The sequence below is a fragment of the Campylobacter hyointestinalis subsp. hyointestinalis genome (genome assembly GCF_013372145.1).
GTDB classification, from domain to species: Bacteria; Campylobacterota; Campylobacteria; order Campylobacterales; family Campylobacteraceae; genus Campylobacter; species Campylobacter hyointestinalis.
On record NZ_CP053827.1, the window covers coordinates 90,652 to 106,064 of the forward strand.

Consider the following 15,413-nt stretch of genomic DNA (forward strand, 5'->3'; position numbering starts at 1 on the left):
ATATGGCAAAAAGAAAAGTAATTAAGAAAAAAGTAGTTAGAAAAAATATAGCAAAAGGTATCGTTTATATCTCTGCTACATTTAACAATACAATGGTTACAGTAACTGATGAAATGGGAAATGCTATAGCATGGAGCAGTGCTGGTGGTCTTGGTTTTAAAGGTAGCAAAAAATCTACTCCTTACGCAGCTCAACAAGCAGTTGAAGATGCATTAAACAAAGCAAAAGAGCACGGTATCAAAGAAGTTGGTATCAAAGTTCAAGGACCAGGAAGCGGTAGAGAAACAGCAGTAAAAAGTATCGGTGCAGTTGAGGGCATAAAAGTTTTATATCTAAAAGACATAACTCCACTTGCTCACAATGGTTGTAGACCACCAAAACGTCGCCGCGTGTAATGTTAGATAGAATTTAGGAGAATTATAATGGCAAGATATAGAGGACCAGTCGAAAAATTAGAAAGACGCCTAGGCGTATCTCTTGCACTAAAAGGCGAGAGAAGACTTGCTGGTAAAAGTGCATTAGATAAAAGACCATACGCACCTGGTCAACATGGACAAAGAAAAACAAAAATCAGCGAGTATGGCTTACAATTAAGAGAAAAACAAAAAGCTAAATTTATGTACGGCGTTAGCGAAAAACAATTCAGAAGACTTTTTGCTGAAGCTGCAAGAAGAGATGGAAACACAGGAGCACTTCTTGTTTCACTTTTAGAGCAAAGACTTGATAACGTTGTTTATAGAATGGGCTTTGCAACAACTAGAAGATTTGCAAGACAACTTGTGACTCACGGACATATCTTAGTAAATGGTAAAAGAGTTGATATCCCTTCATACAGAGTTGCTGCTGGAGAGAAGATCGAAGTTGCAGAAAAAAGCAAAGCTAACCCACAAATCGTTAGAGCGATCGAGCTTACCAACCAAACAGGTATAGTTGCTTGGGTAGATGTAGAAAAAGATAAAAAATACGGAATTTTTACAAGAATTCCAGAACGTGAAGAAGTAGTTATTCCAGTTGAGGAAAGATATATAGTAGAGCTTTACTCTAAATAGTAGGAGGCGTTTATGAGAAAAATTACAACATCAGCTTATATGCCAACTGAGATTGAAGTTGTTAATGTAAGTGAGAATGTAGCTAAGATTATAGCATATCCGTTCGAAACAGGTTACGCAGTGACTCTAGCTCATCCACTACGCCGATTACTTTATACAAGCACAGTTGGATTTGCTCCAACTGGCGTAAAGATAGAGGGCGTAGCACACGAGTTTGATAGTATGCGTGGTATGCTTGAGGACGTTACGCTTTTTATTATAAATTTAAAAAATTTACGTTTTAAATTAAAAAATAATTCACAACGTGAAGTTATCGAGTATAATTTTAAAGGGCCAAAAGAGATAACCGGAAGTGATCTAAACAACGATATAGTTGAAATAGTAAATCCGGATGCTTACCTTGCTACTATCAATGAAGATGCTGATTTTAAATTTAGCGTCATTATCGAAAAAGGTATAGGTTATGTACCTAGCGAAGAGATAAGAGATTATATCGAACCTGATTACATAGCTCTTGATGCTTTCTTTACTCCGGTAAAAAAAGCGGTTTATGAGATAGAAAACGTTTTAGTTGAAGATAATCCAGACTATGAAAAGATCGTTTTGACTGTAACAACTGATGGTCAAGTGGGTCCTGTCGAGGCATTTAAACACTCGATAGAAGCTATGTACAAACAAATGTCGGTTTTCAACAACGTTTTAAATATCGATGTAAACGTTGCTTTGTCTAGTTCTGTAGGAAGCAATGAACATTCTAAACTTTTTGAAAGCGTTGAAAATCTAAATTTAAGTGCTAGAAGCTTTAATTGTCTTGATAAGGCTGAGATTCGCTACATAGGCGAACTTGCTCTTATGGAAGAGAGTGAGCTAAAAGAGCTTAAAAATTTAGGTAAAAAGTCTCTTGATGAGATAAAAGCCGTAATGGCTGAAATAGGCTATCCTTTTGGTGAAAACACACTTGGTGATAGCAAAGAAATGCTCAGAAAAAAAATAGCTGAGCTAAAATCATAAAATAGGCGAAGGAAAATATAATGAGACATAATCACGGATATAGAAAACTAGGTCGCACTAGCTCTCACCGTGCTGCTTTGCTTAAAAACCTTACGATAGCTATCGTAAAGGCTGGTAAAATCGAAACAACTTTACCAAAAGCAAAAGAGTTAAGAGGCTATGTAGAAAAACTTATCACAAGAGCTAGAAAAGGCGATTTTAATGCTCACAAATTTGTGTTTGCTGCTTTGCAAGACAAAGAAGCTACAAACAAGCTTGTAACCCAAATAGCTCCAAAATATGCCACAAGAAATGGTGGCTATACTCGTATCATCAAAACTCGCGTCAGAAAAGGCGATGCAGCTGAGATGGCTTATATAGAGCTAGTTAGCGAATAATTTATTGCCGATTTTTATCGGCAATCCTTCTTACTCTTCTATCTATTTTCACGATTTAAAACTATAAAAATACCGTATATTCTTACATTTATCTTTCAAAGTTATTTTTAGATAAATTTGGTTAAAATTACTCCTAAAAATTCTAATTTCATTTATGCCTTTGTGATATAATAATATAAAAAGACAAAAAAGGGATTTTATGATACCATTTAGCGATGAAGAATTACTTGAGCCAGTAAAACAGAGCTTAGATACAGTAAGACCTATGCTTGAAAGAGATGGCGGCGGAATGGATCTTTTAGGTATAAAAAATGGCGTAGTGTATGTCAGGCTTACTGGACATTGTCACGGATGCGCAGCTAGTTCTCAGACACTAAAATACGGTGTAGAAAGACAACTAAAATTAGATATCCATCCAGAGCTTAGTGTAGTAAATATTCCTATAGGTGAAAAATTTGAGTTATAAAATATCTTATAAGCAGTTAGGCATTGAACTTTTTAGAAAGTATAAATTTGACGAAGCTAAGTCCTGTTTTTCGCTCGCATATGAAGATGAAAAAAGTGAAGAGCTTTTGTCTTTTATAGAGCTTTGTGAGCTTGCAAAAACCGAACCAGACGATGTTATGAGTCTATTTGAAATTTATATAAATTTAAAACTTCCAGATCAAGAAAAAGAGATAAACAAGATCATAAATATCTTAGAAGAAAATAGTAATCAATTCATTAAAGAGCTTGATTATGAAAATGCTATCACTTATAGCGATTTTAAGAAGCTAGTGTCCGAACAAGGGAATTTCAAAACCATTTTTCAAGATATAATGTTCTCTACAAAAGTTATTATAAGTGATAAAAATGATCTTTTGGAATTTGTAGAAAATCTGATTAAAAATGGATATAAAGAGATGGGTCTGAACTATCTGGAGAATTCATCCGCGATATTTTTGGGCGATCAAAGAGTTGAAAAAATCATAAAAGATTTAGGAAAAAGCAATGAAAATAATGCTTAAAAATGGGAATTTTATCACGGACAATTCCAAAGATTGTACCTTTGGTTGCTACTTTGCACTTTCAAATTCAAATGCTAAATTTGAGAACGTCGCAAAAAGTTTAGGGGCAAAGATTATAACCCCAAAAGAAGCAAAAACTCTTTTAGGTTTAGATGATAGCATCAAACTAGTAGGCATCACAGGAACGAACGGCAAGACGACTACTGCGTCAGCCATTTACGAAACCCTTTTAAATTTGGGTTTTAAAGCAGGTATCAGCGGCACAAGAGGTGCTTTTATAAATGGCAAACAAATCGCAGATAAAGGACTTACTACAAGTCAAATTCTAGAGACTTTAAGCTATCTAAAACTAGCTAAAGAAGCAGGTTGTGAGTATTTTGTGATGGAAGTAAGCTCTCATGCTATCGCACAAGATCGTATAGAAGGGCTTAAATTTGCACTTAAGATTTTTACAAATTTAAGCCAAGATCATCTAGATTTTCATAAAACCATAGAAGAGTATGCTAGAGTAAAGTCGAGCTTTTTTAAAGATATTACGCCAAAACTTATAAATGGCGATGATAAAAATTTATCATACGACAAAACAAATTCTATGACATACGGCTTTACTTCTGACGCTACGTTTTACGCCTTTGATTATAGTCTAAAAGGCGGTATAAATGCGACTATAAAAACAAACGGCGAAGAGATCAAATTTCAAAGTTCTTTGCAGGGTAAATTTAATCTTTATAACCTTTTATGTGCTTTTGGTGCGCTTAAGTTCTTGACAAAGAAGAGCTCTGATGAGATAAGCAAGGCGTTGTCTAAATTTAGCGGAGCACCTGGTAGAGTTGAGATAGTAAGCAGGAATCCGCTTGTCATAGTTGATTTTGCTCATACTCCTGATGGTATTGAAAAAGTACTTGATGCTTTGAAAGATGAAGAGCTTATAGTTGTTTTTGGTGCAGGCGGAGATAGGGATAAAACTAAGCGCCCGGTTATGGGTCAAATCGTACAGAAATACGCTAAAATCGCTATAGTTACTAGTGATAATCCAAGAAGTGAAGAGCCAAGCTCTATCATCGAAGATATAGTTAGCAAAATAGAGCTTGGTGATAATATCATAAAAGAAGTAGATCGTAAAAAAGCTATAAATTTAGCTCTAAATCTAGCAAAAAACGGCGAAGCTGTAGTAATCCTAGGTAAAGGCGACGAGCCTTATCAAGAGATAAAAAGCGTAAAGTATCCATTTAGCGACAAAGACGTCGTAAGAGATATACTAAATTTAAATAACAAAGGCAATATATGAAAATACAAATGCTATCTAGTAAGATCCATAGAGCCACTGTGACTGACGCAAATTTAAACTACGTAGGCTCGATAACGATAGATGAAAAGCTTATGAAAGCAGCAAATTTACTTGAGTATCAAAAAGTTGAAATTTTAGATATAAATAACGGCGAGAGATTTCAAACATACGTTATAAAAGGTAATAAAAAAGGCGAAATTTGCCTAAATGGTGCAGCAGCTAGAAAGGTTTGCGTAGGAGATCTTGTGATAATAGTCGCCTACGCTTCTATGAAAACAAAAAAAGCTAAAGATTTTAGCCCTACTATCGTTCATGTAGATAGCAAAAACGAGATAATTTAACCAAAATCATATAAACCCAAAAAACAAAGCGGTGGAACATATCATAGCAGGAAAGACAAAGATAGATATTTTTCGCTTTTACCAGATGGTTGGAATACTAAAATAAGCGATCTAAAACAATTACATATCAAATGATAATTTTTTGATCATGTATTAACAAAAAATATTAAAAAAATGATATAATATCACCGATTTTTTGGTAAGGACAATAAAATAATAAAAGGAATTTGTATGGGATTTTTTGACAATTTAAAAGTTTCTAGCAAACTTTATCTTAGTTTTGCTGTGATTATAATCCTTATGATTATAGTTAGTGTTATAGGTATAGGCAAAGTCAAATTTATCGATGAATCATTATCTGTAATGAATAATGTGAATTCGCTAAAACAAAGATACGGTATAAATTTCAGAGGCTCGGTTCACGATAGAGCTATAGCTATCAGAGATGTTATTTTGACGACCGAAGATGGCGAGTTAAAAAGATTTTTGAACGATATCGTAAGACTAGAGAAATTTTATGAAGAGTCCGAAGTACCGCTAAATAAATTTATAAAACAAGATGGCTCTGTCACAAAAGAAGAGCTACAAATGATAAAAGATATAGAGTCTATCAAAGTGGCGACTATGTCTGCTTATAAAAAGGCTATAGATCTTAAACTAAAAGGCGAAAATGAAGCAGCTCACGAACTTTTGATGCATAAGATCGCTAGCAATTTTACTGATTGGTTAGCTGCGATCAATAAATTTATAGACTATCAAGAGCAAGCAAATAGTAAACTTACAAATATAGTTAAAAATGAAGCAAACGGTTTTCAAGAGATTATGATAATCTTAACGCTTATAGCCGCTATCATAGCTATCTTGATCGCATTTATGATACAACACGGCATCAAAAAATCTCTCGGCGGCGAACCAAATGAAGTAAATAAAATCATCTCAAAAGTAGCTCACGGAGATCTTACTATCGTAGCTCACACAGATTATCCAAACAGTATATTAGCTCAAGCTATAGAGATGAAAAATACGCTAAAACAGATAGTAAATTCTATAAATAAAGCTAGCGAAGAAGTAGATGATAAAACCAAAAAGCTTGTAGAAACATTTAGTTTAGTAAGTACTTCAGTTGAGGAACAAAACAAGATCACTTCAAATTCCACAAAAATAGTTCAATTGGCTAAACAAAAAACAGAAAATGTCGCAAGTATGGCAAAAGATACCGAGTTAAACTCAAATAAAGCGACAAATCTATGTCAAAATGGCAAAAATTCATCTACAGAAGTTTCTGCTAAGATGAATGAGATCAGTGCAAATGTAACAGAACAAGTAAATCAAATCAAGCTTTTAAGCAGTCACGCAAAAGACATCAGCGGTGCAGCTGAGCTTATCTCAGAGATAACAGACCAAACAAATCTTTTAGCTCTAAATGCAGCCATAGAAGCAGCTCGCGCAGGAGAAGCCGGACGTGGATTTGCCGTTGTTGCTGATGAGATAAGAAAGTTAGCTGAGAAGACAGGAACCGCGACAAATGAGATAACAAACACTATCAAAATCATACAAGAGCAAACAGAACTTGCAGTTAGCATCATAGAGCAAGGCGTCCCAAAAGTCGAGGATGGATACAAGCTTTCAAATGAAGTAGCAGAGCTACTAAATGAAATTTACAATCAAGCCATAGATTCGTCAAATAAAGCCGCAGAAGTAGTAAATGTGGCTGAAAATCAAGTAGATTCTATGAATTCATTAGCGTCAAATATAGAAAATATCGCAAAAGTTTCAAACGACACAAAAGACAATATGGATTCAAACCAAGCTAGATTAAAAGAGTTAGAAACTATCTCTAAGAAGCTAAATGATCTTATGGATTTTTTCAAAATTTAGGTGTAAAGCCAAGTTTAATAGCCGTTTTGTTATAATCAAACAAAGAAAGGTTATGTTATGTTTAAAGATTTTGATTTTTCAAAAATGGGCGAAGTCTTAGCGCAAGCACAACAAAAAGCTAAAGAATTTGAAGATGAGGTTGCGTCCAAAGAGTTTATTTCTAAAAGTGGCGGTGGACTGATAAGCGTAAAATCAAATGGCAAAGGCGAGATCTTAGATATAAGTATAGATGATAGCCTACTAGAAGACAAAGAGAGTTTGCAGATACTTTTGATATCTGCTGTAAATGATGCTATAAAACTATCTGAAAACGAGAAAAAAAGTGCAGCCTCTAAAATGCTTGGAGGCTTTGGCGGATTTGGAATTTAGATGAAAAGGCTGGTTTTACTTTTTTGCTTTATCTTTGGTGCTCTTAGTGTTTTTGCCGAGCCTCGTCCCACTCCAGAAGACTTACAAGCTTGTTATGAAAAAAACAGAGATTCTGTTTTTGAATACAAAGGGCTGATGGCTATATCTTTGAACAAAGATTTGGCTGCTGTTTTATACGATAAAGATAAGAAGCTAGATAGTCGTGATTATATTAAATTTGATCCATATCTAGGGCTTTATCTAGTTAGGGTAGATCGCACTTTAAAAGCTCCTTTTATGATGAATGAGCTAGATACTAAACCTGGCATGTGGGTAAATGTACTAGATCAAAACGTAAGCGAGATAGGGCATATAAAATCTTTTGGGAATACTATAAGCGACTTTGATGAGCTGACTTATGATGCTCAAAAACCAGGTCTTTTGCTGTGCGATTGCTGTTCTATGCTAGGTATCGCTATAGGCGGAAATAAATTTATAGGAAATCGCTACATAAAGCATTTTATGAAAGACGATGATGTTTTTTATGGCGATATAGGGGTTGAATTTGGTGATATAAATGGCACTTTGCGCGTAAAAAGCTCAAATCCATTTTCTGCGGGTAAAGAGCTACTTAGTGGCGATAAGATAGTTATGGTAAATAATAAAATCCCTACTGATCTAAGAGATCTAAACGAGATGATACTATTTGCACCAAAAAATAGTAGTTTTAAATTTGATATCGTAAGAAACGATCAAAATCAGACTATTGTCTTTGATATGAAGTATCCACCAAATCAAATTCAAAACCAGCTTAAAATCGGCTCTGCTGACATAAATTCCACAAAGAAAACCGAAACAAAAAAAGCTAAAAAATATATCTCATTTTTACCAAAATACGGCATACAAGTTTCTAAAAATGCAACCGTTCAGAAGGTAACTCCACGCTCTAAAGCAGCAAAAGCAGGCTTTAGAGTAGGAGATAAGATTTTAGCTGTAGATAAAAGATCTGTCCTCTCAGCAGCAGATATAGAAAAGGCGATGCGAGCTCAGAAAAATAAATTTTATTTTTTAGTTTCAAGAGATGATTTTCAATTTTTCATAAGAGTTTATAAATGAGCTTTGATGAGTATTTAAATTTAAATTTGCCGCGAGTAGAGAGCTTTCATCCGCATTTTAATGACGCTTTGGCTTGGGTTTTGAAAGCTGGCGGCAAACATTTTAGAGCTAAGCTTTTGCTTGGAGTCGTTGAGGCTATAAAACCCGATATGTTACAAAATGCTTATCCGGTGGCTCTTGGAGTTGAGCTTTTTCATACTTATTCTTTGGTGCATGATGATCTTCCTGCTATGGATAATGCACCGCTTCGCAGAGGCGTAGAAACTCTTCACGTAAAATATGACGAAGTCACGGCTATCTTAGTAGGTGACGCTTTAAATACTCACGCGTTTTACGTTATTTCTAATGCCGATTTGGCTCCTGAAATTATAGTAAAATGTACGCAAATTTTATCTAAAAACGGTGGAATTTATGGTATGGCGATAGGGCAGGCTTGTGATTGTTTTTTTGAAAGAAAACGCTTGGCTTTAGATGAGCTAAAGTTTTTGCATATTCATAAAACAGGAGCCTTGATCGCTGCAAGTATGCAGATGGGAGCCGTGATAGCTGGACTTGATAAAGTAAAGTGCGATGAAATTTATAAAATTGGCATAAAACTAGGTCTTGCGTTTCAAATCCATGATGATATCATAGATGCTACGAGCAAGCAAGCAGACGCTGGAAAACCTACAAGTAATGATGTATTTAAAAATTCTTTTACAAATTTACTCGGAATCAGTCAAGCAAAAAAACAAAGAGACGAACTAGAAGAACAGATACTTGATGAGTTAAAAGATTCTCCTATAAAAAATCTTGTTACAAATTTAATAAATAAATACCTAAAGGGATAAAATGCTAGAAAAACAGGCTAATACTATAAGATTTTTATGCGCGGATATGGTTCAAAATGCGAATTCAGGTCATCCTGGTACGCCAATGGGACTTGCTGATTTAATGAGTGTTTTGATGAGGCATATAAAGCATAATCCAAAAAATCCAAAATGGCTAAATAGAGATCGCTTGATCTTTAGCGGTGGGCATGCTAGTAGCCTTGTTTATAGCTATTTATATCTTAGCGGTTATAATGTTAGCTTGGAGGATTTAAAAAACTTTAGAAAGCTTGGCTCAAAAACCCCTGGTCACCCAGAGATCGAAACTAGCGGAGTAGAGATAGCTACTGGACCTTTAGGGCAAGGCGTTGCAAATGCAGTTGGTTTTGCTATGGCGGCAAAAAGTGCGGCAAATTTACTAGGTAGTGAGATCATAAATCATAAAGTTTATTGTCTTTGCGGCGATGGCGATTTAGAAGAAGGTATCAGCTACGAGGCTTGTGCTCTTGCTGGAAAACACTGCTTAAATAACTTGGTCATCATATATGATAGCAACAATATCACTATAGAAGGTGATACCTCCATAGCTTGGTGTGAAGATGTAAAAGTACGTTTTGAGGCTGCAGGTTTTGAAGTGGCAAAGATAGACGGACACAACTTTGATGAGATCGAATTTGCTCTAAGTGAGGCTGCGGATAAAGAAAAACCGTATCTTATCATAGCAAATACTAAAATAGCCAAAGGCGCTGGAAAACTTGAAGGCAGCCACCACGCACACGGAGCTCCTCTTGGCGAAGATATCATAAAAGAGGCAAAGATAAAAGCTGGATTTGATCCGCTTAAGACGTTTTTTGTAGATGATGACGTACTTTTTGCTTTTAGAAGTACAATCGAGCTTGGTGATCTTGAAGAAGCTAAGTGGAATAAGCTAGTAAGCGAACTCGAACCTAGTAAAAAAGAGCTTTTAAACTCTCTTTTAAATCCGGATTTTTCACGTATTGACTTTCCAAATTTAAAGGGTGAAAAACTAGCAACTAGAGATAGCAATGGTAAGATTTTGAATGCTATCGCAGCTGCGCTTCCTGGATTTATCGGAGGTAGTGCGGACTTAGCACCTAGCAACAAAACAGAGTTAAAAGGATTTGGAGATTTTCCAAATGGTAAAAATTTACATTTTGGTATAAGAGAACACGCTATGGCTGCTATTTGCAATGCTTATGCAAGATATGGTATATTTTTACCGTTTTCAGCGACATTTTTCATCTTTAGTGATTATCTAAAAGCAGGAGCTAGGATAGCAGCACTTATGGGCGTTAAACACTTTTTTATATGGACTCATGATAGTATCGGCGTAGGAGAGGACGGTCCTACTCATGAACCTATCGAGCAGCTTTCTACATTTAGAGCTATGCCGAATTTCTATGTTTTCCGTCCTGCTGATGGAAATGAAAATGTAGAATGCTGGAAAACTGCACTAAATTTAAATGCGCCTTCTGCTTTCGTGTGTTCTCGTCAAGCATTAGTTCCGCTTGATGAGCCTAAATTTGGAAACGTAAAAAATGGAGCTTATATAGTCAAAAAATCACAAAATCCAAAGATAACGCTTGTCGCAAGCGGTAGTGAAGTAGGGCTTTGTTTAGAGGCTGCTGATCTTTTGGAAAAACAAAATATAGATACAAACGTAGTTTCTGCGCCTTGTTTTGACCTGCTTTGTGAACAAAATAGGGACTATATAGATACTATCTTTGATCCATCTACAAAGGTTTTAGCAGTAGAAGCAGCGAGTGGCTTAGAGTGGTATAAATTTGCAAATGATGTTGTACGAATGAAAACGTTTGGTGCTTCGGCTCCTGCAAATGAGCTGTTTAGGTATTTTGGATTTACTGCTGAAAATATCGCAAACAAAGCAAAAGATCTACTCTAATATAAAAGGGTTTAAGGCTCTTTTATATTACAAAATTCACTAAACTTGGCAAAAATCTAATATATAAAATCTTTTTTATTGTTTATATATTTGGATAGGTGCTTAAAATTACCAAAATTCATTTTTAAATTTGACAAACATTTGGCTTTAAATTATTTTTGTGTTTTAATTTATAAATTCGAGTTGTTTAAATCCCAGTCTATAGGGGTTTGAGATGTTGCTATGAGATAATCATTACATTTTGAAAAGTGACGTGAACCAAAAAATGCGCCGCGTGCTAAGGGGCTTGGATGAGCCGCACTTAAGATAAGATGACGCGAACCGTCTATTAGCTCCATTTTTGCTTTTGCTGGGTTTCCCCATAGCATAAAAACTACATTTGATTTGTGCCTACTTATAGCCCTTATAACGGCGTCCGTAAATCTTTGCCAACCGAAATGAGCGTGTGAGTTTGGCATACCTGCTGCTACGCTAAGAGTGGCATTTAACAGCAAAACCCCTTGTTTTGCCCAGTATGAGAGATCGCCGCAGTTTGGTTCAGTGATACCTAGATCGTCCTTGATTTCTTTATAGACATTTACTAGGCTTGGAGGAATTCTGATCCCAGCTGGTACTGAAAAACTTAGTCCCATAGCTTGTCTTGCGCCATGGTACGGATCTTGTCCTAGGATGACTACTTTTACTTTATCAAACGGAGTGAGATTAAATGCGTTAAATATAAGGTTATTTGGAGGATATACAGTTTGTGATTTTAGAGCATTTATCAAATTTGCTTTTATATCTAAAAAATACGGGCTTAGAAATTCATCTTTTAAGATTTCTTTCCAGCTCTCTTCGATCTTAACTTTAGCTAAATCAATTGTCATAGTTTAATTTGATCGAGTCCAAAAGAGGACTCGGGTGGATCATAGAGCTTTTTTAGCCTCTGCTACGATACCAGCAAATGCTGCTGCGTCATTCATAGCTAAATTTGCCAAAACTTTTCTGTCTAGGGCGATATTTGCTTTTTTAAGACCATTCATAAATCTTGAATAGCTTATATCATTTAGTCTGCAAGCTGCGTTAATACGGATGATCCATAATCTACGGAAATCACGTTTTTTCGCACGTCTATCACGGAACGCATAGACTAAACTTCTTTCTAATTGTTCTTTTGCTTTTCTAAAATGTTTATGTCTAGCACTGTAAAATCCACGAGCTAGTTTTAGAACTTTTTTATGGCGTCTTCTTCTTACTACGCCTGTTTTAACTCTTGCCATATTTATCCTTTACAAATTGGCGTCCAAATTTGGAACTTGTCCTAAATTCTAAATTTAGGAGGTTAAATGACTTTCGTCAAAAACTTATATGCAAAGCATTTTTTTAACAGCTGAAACGTTAGTACTATCAACATAATGTGATTGTCTAAGGTCTCTCATACGCTTAGATGGTTTTTTAGTCAAGATGTGGCTTCTAAATGCTGAGCCTCTTTTGATCTTGTTTTTTCCAACTTTAAAGCGTTTAGCTGCGCCACGAACAGACTTCATCTTTGGCATACTAATCCTTTAAATTTAAAATGAACGCTGATTTTACCAAAAAAATGATAAATTTAAGCTAAATTAGCTTTTGTGTTGTTTTGTATTCAAAATGATAATTAATATTATATTTAAATTTGATAGATATACTTCCAAAAATCTCAGACAAAAGGGTAAAAATGAAAAAAAGCGTATTGTTTTTAGGGCTTTTAGCAAGCGTTATGTTGGCTAATGAGGTAAATATATATACCGCAAGACATTATGATGCAGATCAAAGAATATACGACGCATTTGAAGCAAAAACCGGCATCAAAGTCAGGGCTACCCAAGCAAAAGCTGGTGAGCTTATCAAAAAGCTTGAGATAGAAGGAGCAAGCTCAAAAGCAGATATTTTTATCACAGCTGATATCGGGAATTTGTACTCGGCAAAAGAAAAAGGACTTTTACAAAGCGTGAGTTCTAAGTATCTAGAAGAAACTATTCCATCAAATTTACGAGATGATGAGAATCAGTGGTTTGCCGTGACAAAAAGAGCTAGAGTGATCGTTTATGCAAAGGATAAATTTGATCCAATAAAAGAAGGTCTAAATGACTATGAAGATCTTGCAAATCCAAATTTAAAAGATAAACTTCTTATAAGAAGTGGCTCTGCAGGATACAATAAAACGCTCATCGCTTCTCAAATAGCACATAATGGTGAGGCAAAAACGCTTGAATTATCAAAAGGTATAGTTGCAAATTTCGCTAGAGATCCAAAAGGCGCGGATAGAGATCAGATAAGAGCTTTGGCTGCTGGTGAGGGCTTGATAGCAGTCGTAAATACCTACTATATCGGTCTTATGTTAAACTCTCCAAAACAAAGCGATATCGAAGCAGCAAAGAGTATCGGTATAATCTTTCCTAACCAAAAAAGCTATGGAACGCATATAAATATCAGCGGCGTGGGACTTACGAAAGCTAGTAAGAATAGAGATAACGCTATCAAATTTATGGAGTTTTTGCTAAGTCCTGAAGCTCAAGAGATCATAGCAAATATAAATTATGAGTATCCGGTAAATAAAAATGTGAAACCTAGCCAAACTACGGCTAGCTTTGGCGAATTTAAAGAAGACGAGATATCTCTAAACAAAATAGGAGAAAATCTCAAAAAAGCCGTCTTCGTTATAGATCAGGCCGGTTGGAAATAATTGAGAGCTATTAAATTCGGGGCGATTTTCGTCGCCCTAATCATTGTTTTTCCTATATTTTTTATCTTTATCGAAATGTTTTTCGGCGATTTTTCTTTGCTGAGCCATTTTACGAGATATCTACTGGTTCCATACACCAAAGACACTTTTACGCTGCTTATTGGTGTACTTTTTCTTAGTAGTGTTATAGCTTGTATAAGTGCTTATTTAGTCGTGAATTTCAAGTTTCCTTTTAGTAAATTTTTTGAATTTGGACTTGTTTTGCCGCTTGCTATTCCTGCTTATATATTTAGTTTTGCTTATGTTGGACTTATGGATTATGATGGCGAATTTATGAAAATATTTGGCTTTAGACTCGATATGATGAATATTTATGGTGCGATTTTCGTCATAAGTATGTCGCTTTATCCATATATTTATATGTTCGCTAAAACTAGCTTTAAAACGCAGTCAAAGACGGTATTTGAGATCGCAAAAGTACATAATATATCTGCTTTTAGTGCGTTTTTTAAGGTATCACTTCCACTGGCTAAACCTGCGATTTTTGGTGGAATTATGCTTGTAGCTATGGAAACTTTGAGCGATTATGGGACGGCGGCTTATTATGGAGTCAATACCTTTAGCGCTGGCATATTTAAGGTTTGGTATGATCTTGATGATTCATATTTGGCTAGTTTTTTAGCTGGAATTTTGATGATCATAGTCTTTGGCATCATGTTTATAGAACATATAAACAAAAAATCATACAGCTTCAATAACAATACGAATTTAGAAATTCAAAAACAAGAGTTATCTTCGGTAAAAAAATCTTTAGCTTTTTTATGGTGTCTTGTAATCTTTATTTTGGCATTTGGACTACCTTTTTACTGGCTCGTTTATTGGTCTATTTTTGGAGATATTAAATTTGATATGAGTTTTGTTTCTATGGCTTCAAATTCGCTTTTTATAGCAGCGATAGCTTCTATTTTGATAGTCGTCATAGGTCTATTTTTGACATTTTCTTCGAGATTTTTCGTATCAAATTTAGCCAGAAGTTTTGTGCTAAAATGTTCATCTTTAGGATATGCTTTGCCAGGAGCTAGCGTTGGAGTTTGCGTGATGATAGTCTTTGGCTACGTGGATAGGAACTTTGGTACGAGTTTGCTTTCTAGCAGCTTTGTCGTACTTATATTTGGCTTTGCGGTTCGTTTTATGACTGCTAGCGTTTATGCTCTTGATAGTGGATATACAAAAATATCTAAATTTATAGACGACGCTGCTAAAGTTATGAAAATCGGTCTTTTTAGTATGTTTTTTAGAGTGCATTTACCGCTTTTAAAACACTTTATTTTACTTGCTTTTACTCTTTCTTTCGTAGATATCGTAAAAGAGCTTCCTTTAAGTTTGATCTTGCGTCCGTTTGATTTTGAAACTCTAAGCATCAGAGCGTTTTTTTATGCGACTGATGAGAGACTTTACGCTGCTGCGTTGCCAAGTTTGCTTATAGTTTTGATATCATTATGTGCGGTGATTTCTGTAGAAGTTTATGCTTATAAAAAGTCTAAATGATGTGATCTATTTTTTA

At 35.2% G+C, this 15,413-nt stretch carries 18 protein-coding genes and 1 pseudogene; 16 read left to right on the plus strand and 3 right to left on the minus strand.

Annotated features, from left to right (window positions below):
• Window positions 1-2: 2 nt before the first annotated feature.
• The 14 genes and pseudogenes from rpsK to tkt all read left to right on the plus strand — a co-directional run bounded on the left by rpsK (window position 3) and on the right by tkt (window position 11,148).
• Window positions 3-395 (plus strand): 30S ribosomal protein S11, encoded by a 393-nt coding sequence (gene rpsK / locus CHHT_RS00520; RefSeq protein WP_034963106.1) that lies wholly within the window; start codon window positions 3-5, stop codon window positions 393-395.
• Between the two features lie 27 nt (window positions 396-422).
• The gene (gene rpsD, locus CHHT_RS00525) at window positions 423-1,049 is read left to right on the plus strand and encodes a 30S ribosomal protein S4 (protein ID WP_034963107.1); all 627 of its coding nucleotides are present in this window, start codon (window positions 423-425) and stop codon (window positions 1,047-1,049) included.
• Between the two features lie 12 nt (window positions 1,050-1,061).
• Window positions 1,062-2,060, plus strand: a complete 999-nt coding sequence (locus tag CHHT_RS00530) for a DNA-directed RNA polymerase subunit alpha (protein WP_034963109.1) — start codon at window positions 1,062-1,064, stop codon at window positions 2,058-2,060.
• Between the two features lie 20 nt (window positions 2,061-2,080).
• Complete coding sequence (rplQ, locus tag CHHT_RS00535) at window positions 2,081-2,437, plus strand: 50S ribosomal protein L17 (protein ID WP_034963111.1); 357 nt, start codon at window positions 2,081-2,083, stop codon at window positions 2,435-2,437.
• A gap of 199 nt (window positions 2,438-2,636) precedes the next feature.
• Window positions 2,637-2,903 carry a NifU family protein gene (locus CHHT_RS00540; RefSeq protein ID WP_059426550.1) on the plus strand — a complete coding sequence of 89 codons (267 nt, stop codon included), beginning with the start codon at window positions 2,637-2,639 and terminating at the stop codon, window positions 2,901-2,903.
• The gene (locus CHHT_RS00545; protein ID WP_034963113.1) at window positions 2,893-3,444 is read left to right on the plus strand and encodes a hypothetical protein; all 552 of its coding nucleotides are present in this window, start codon (window positions 2,893-2,895) and stop codon (window positions 3,442-3,444) included. Before CHHT_RS00540 ends, CHHT_RS00545 begins: the two co-directional genes overlap by 11 nt.
• Complete coding sequence (locus tag CHHT_RS00550) at window positions 3,428-4,732, plus strand: UDP-N-acetylmuramoyl-L-alanyl-D-glutamate--2,6-diaminopimelate ligase (RefSeq protein ID WP_034963115.1); 1,305 nt, start codon at window positions 3,428-3,430, stop codon at window positions 4,730-4,732. Before CHHT_RS00545 ends, CHHT_RS00550 begins: the two co-directional genes overlap by 17 nt.
• Entirely contained in the window at window positions 4,729-5,073 is a 345-nt protein-coding gene (gene panD, locus CHHT_RS00555; protein ID WP_034963117.1) for an aspartate 1-decarboxylase, read from the plus strand. Before CHHT_RS00550 ends, panD begins: the two co-directional genes overlap by 4 nt.
• A 231-nt stretch (window positions 5,074-5,304) precedes the next feature.
• Window positions 5,305-5,838 (plus strand): annotated as a pseudogene (locus CHHT_RS09355) (MCP four helix bundle domain-containing protein); the annotation flags it as partial.
• 525 nt (window positions 5,839-6,363) lie between these two features.
• Window positions 6,364-6,951: a methyl-accepting chemotaxis protein gene (locus CHHT_RS09360; RefSeq protein WP_407712484.1), complete on the plus strand. Its 588-nt coding sequence runs from the start codon at window positions 6,364-6,366 to the stop codon at window positions 6,949-6,951.
• Window positions 6,952-7,008: 57 nt separating this feature from the next.
• Entirely contained in the window at window positions 7,009-7,320 is a 312-nt protein-coding gene (locus CHHT_RS00565) for a YbaB/EbfC family nucleoid-associated protein (RefSeq protein WP_034963120.1), read from the plus strand.
• A complete protein-coding gene (locus CHHT_RS00570; RefSeq protein WP_034963122.1) occupies window positions 7,321-8,415 on the plus strand; it encodes a DUF7488 domain-containing protein in 1,095 nt (364 codons plus the stop codon).
• On the plus strand, window positions 8,412-9,245 hold the full coding sequence (locus CHHT_RS00575; protein ID WP_034963123.1) for a polyprenyl synthetase family protein: 834 nt from the start codon (window positions 8,412-8,414) through the stop codon (window positions 9,243-9,245). The genes CHHT_RS00570 and CHHT_RS00575 overlap by 4 nt, the downstream gene beginning before the upstream one ends.
• A gap of 1 nt (window position 9,246) precedes the next feature.
• A complete protein-coding gene (gene tkt / locus CHHT_RS00580) occupies window positions 9,247-11,148 on the plus strand; it encodes a transketolase (RefSeq protein WP_034963125.1) in 1,902 nt (633 codons plus the stop codon).
• 170 nt (window positions 11,149-11,318) lie between these two features.
• On the opposite strand, the gene ung is transcribed toward tkt, so the two are convergent.
• The 3 genes from ung to rpmI all read right to left on the minus strand — a co-directional run bounded on the left by ung (window position 11,319) and on the right by rpmI (window position 12,683).
• Complete coding sequence (gene ung / locus CHHT_RS00585; RefSeq protein ID WP_034963127.1) at window positions 11,319-12,014, minus strand: uracil-DNA glycosylase; 696 nt, start codon at window positions 12,012-12,014, stop codon at window positions 11,319-11,321.
• A 39-nt stretch (window positions 12,015-12,053) separates the two neighbouring features.
• The gene (rplT, locus tag CHHT_RS00590; RefSeq protein WP_034963129.1) at window positions 12,054-12,407 is read right to left on the minus strand and encodes a 50S ribosomal protein L20; all 354 of its coding nucleotides are present in this window, start codon (window positions 12,405-12,407) and stop codon (window positions 12,054-12,056) included.
• An 84-nt stretch (window positions 12,408-12,491) separates the two neighbouring features.
• Window positions 12,492-12,683, minus strand: coding sequence for a 50S ribosomal protein L35 (gene rpmI / locus CHHT_RS00595; RefSeq protein ID WP_023384088.1), 192 nt, complete (start codon window positions 12,681-12,683; stop codon window positions 12,492-12,494).
• Between the two features lie 158 nt (window positions 12,684-12,841).
• Here rpmI and CHHT_RS00600 point away from each other — a divergent pair, with 158 nt between their 5' ends.
• Window positions 12,842-13,849, plus strand: coding sequence for a Fe(3+) ABC transporter substrate-binding protein (locus tag CHHT_RS00600; protein WP_034963131.1), 1,008 nt, complete (start codon window positions 12,842-12,844; stop codon window positions 13,847-13,849).
• Window positions 13,850-15,397 carry an ABC transporter permease gene (locus CHHT_RS00605; RefSeq protein WP_034963133.1) on the plus strand — a complete coding sequence of 516 codons (1,548 nt, stop codon included), beginning with the start codon at window positions 13,850-13,852 and terminating at the stop codon, window positions 15,395-15,397.
• The last annotated feature ends 16 nt before the right edge of the window (window positions 15,398-15,413 follow it).

What these genes read in the sequence shown, in the direction of transcription:
- CHHT_RS00565 (WP_034963120.1), top strand. Translation starts at nt 7,009, where the DNA reads ATGTTTAAAGATTTTGATTTTTCAAAAATGGGCGAAGTCTTAGCGCAA.
- tkt (WP_034963125.1), top strand. Translation starts at nt 9,247, where the DNA reads ATGCTAGAAAAACAGGCTAATACTATAAGATTTTTATGCGCGGATATG.
- rpsD (WP_034963107.1), top strand. Translation starts at nt 423, where the DNA reads ATGGCAAGATATAGAGGACCAGTCGAAAAATTAGAAAGACGCCTAGGC.
- rplT (WP_034963129.1), bottom strand. Translation starts at nt 12,407, where the DNA reads ATGGCAAGAGTTAAAACAGGCGTAGTAAGAAGAAGACGCCATAAAAAA.
- CHHT_RS00570 (WP_034963122.1), top strand. Translation starts at nt 7,321, where the DNA reads ATGAAAAGGCTGGTTTTACTTTTTTGCTTTATCTTTGGTGCTCTTAGT.
- CHHT_RS00530 (WP_034963109.1), top strand. Translation starts at nt 1,062, where the DNA reads ATGAGAAAAATTACAACATCAGCTTATATGCCAACTGAGATTGAAGTT.
- CHHT_RS00600 (WP_034963131.1), top strand. Translation starts at nt 12,842, where the DNA reads ATGAAAAAAAGCGTATTGTTTTTAGGGCTTTTAGCAAGCGTTATGTTG.
- rpmI (WP_023384088.1), bottom strand. Translation starts at nt 12,683, where the DNA reads ATGCCAAAGATGAAGTCTGTTCGTGGCGCAGCTAAACGCTTTAAAGTT.
- CHHT_RS09360 (WP_407712484.1), top strand. Translation starts at nt 6,364, where the DNA reads ATGAATGAGATCAGTGCAAATGTAACAGAACAAGTAAATCAAATCAAG.
- CHHT_RS00550 (WP_034963115.1), top strand. Translation starts at nt 3,428, where the DNA reads ATGAAAATAATGCTTAAAAATGGGAATTTTATCACGGACAATTCCAAA.
- rplQ (WP_034963111.1), top strand. Translation starts at nt 2,081, where the DNA reads ATGAGACATAATCACGGATATAGAAAACTAGGTCGCACTAGCTCTCAC.
- rpsK (WP_034963106.1), top strand. Translation starts at nt 3, where the DNA reads ATGGCAAAAAGAAAAGTAATTAAGAAAAAAGTAGTTAGAAAAAATATA.
- CHHT_RS00575 (WP_034963123.1), top strand. Translation starts at nt 8,412, where the DNA reads ATGAGCTTTGATGAGTATTTAAATTTAAATTTGCCGCGAGTAGAGAGC.
- ung (WP_034963127.1), bottom strand. Translation starts at nt 12,014, where the DNA reads ATGACAATTGATTTAGCTAAAGTTAAGATCGAAGAGAGCTGGAAAGAA.
- panD (WP_034963117.1), top strand. Translation starts at nt 4,729, where the DNA reads ATGAAAATACAAATGCTATCTAGTAAGATCCATAGAGCCACTGTGACT.
- CHHT_RS00540 (WP_059426550.1), top strand. Translation starts at nt 2,637, where the DNA reads ATGATACCATTTAGCGATGAAGAATTACTTGAGCCAGTAAAACAGAGC.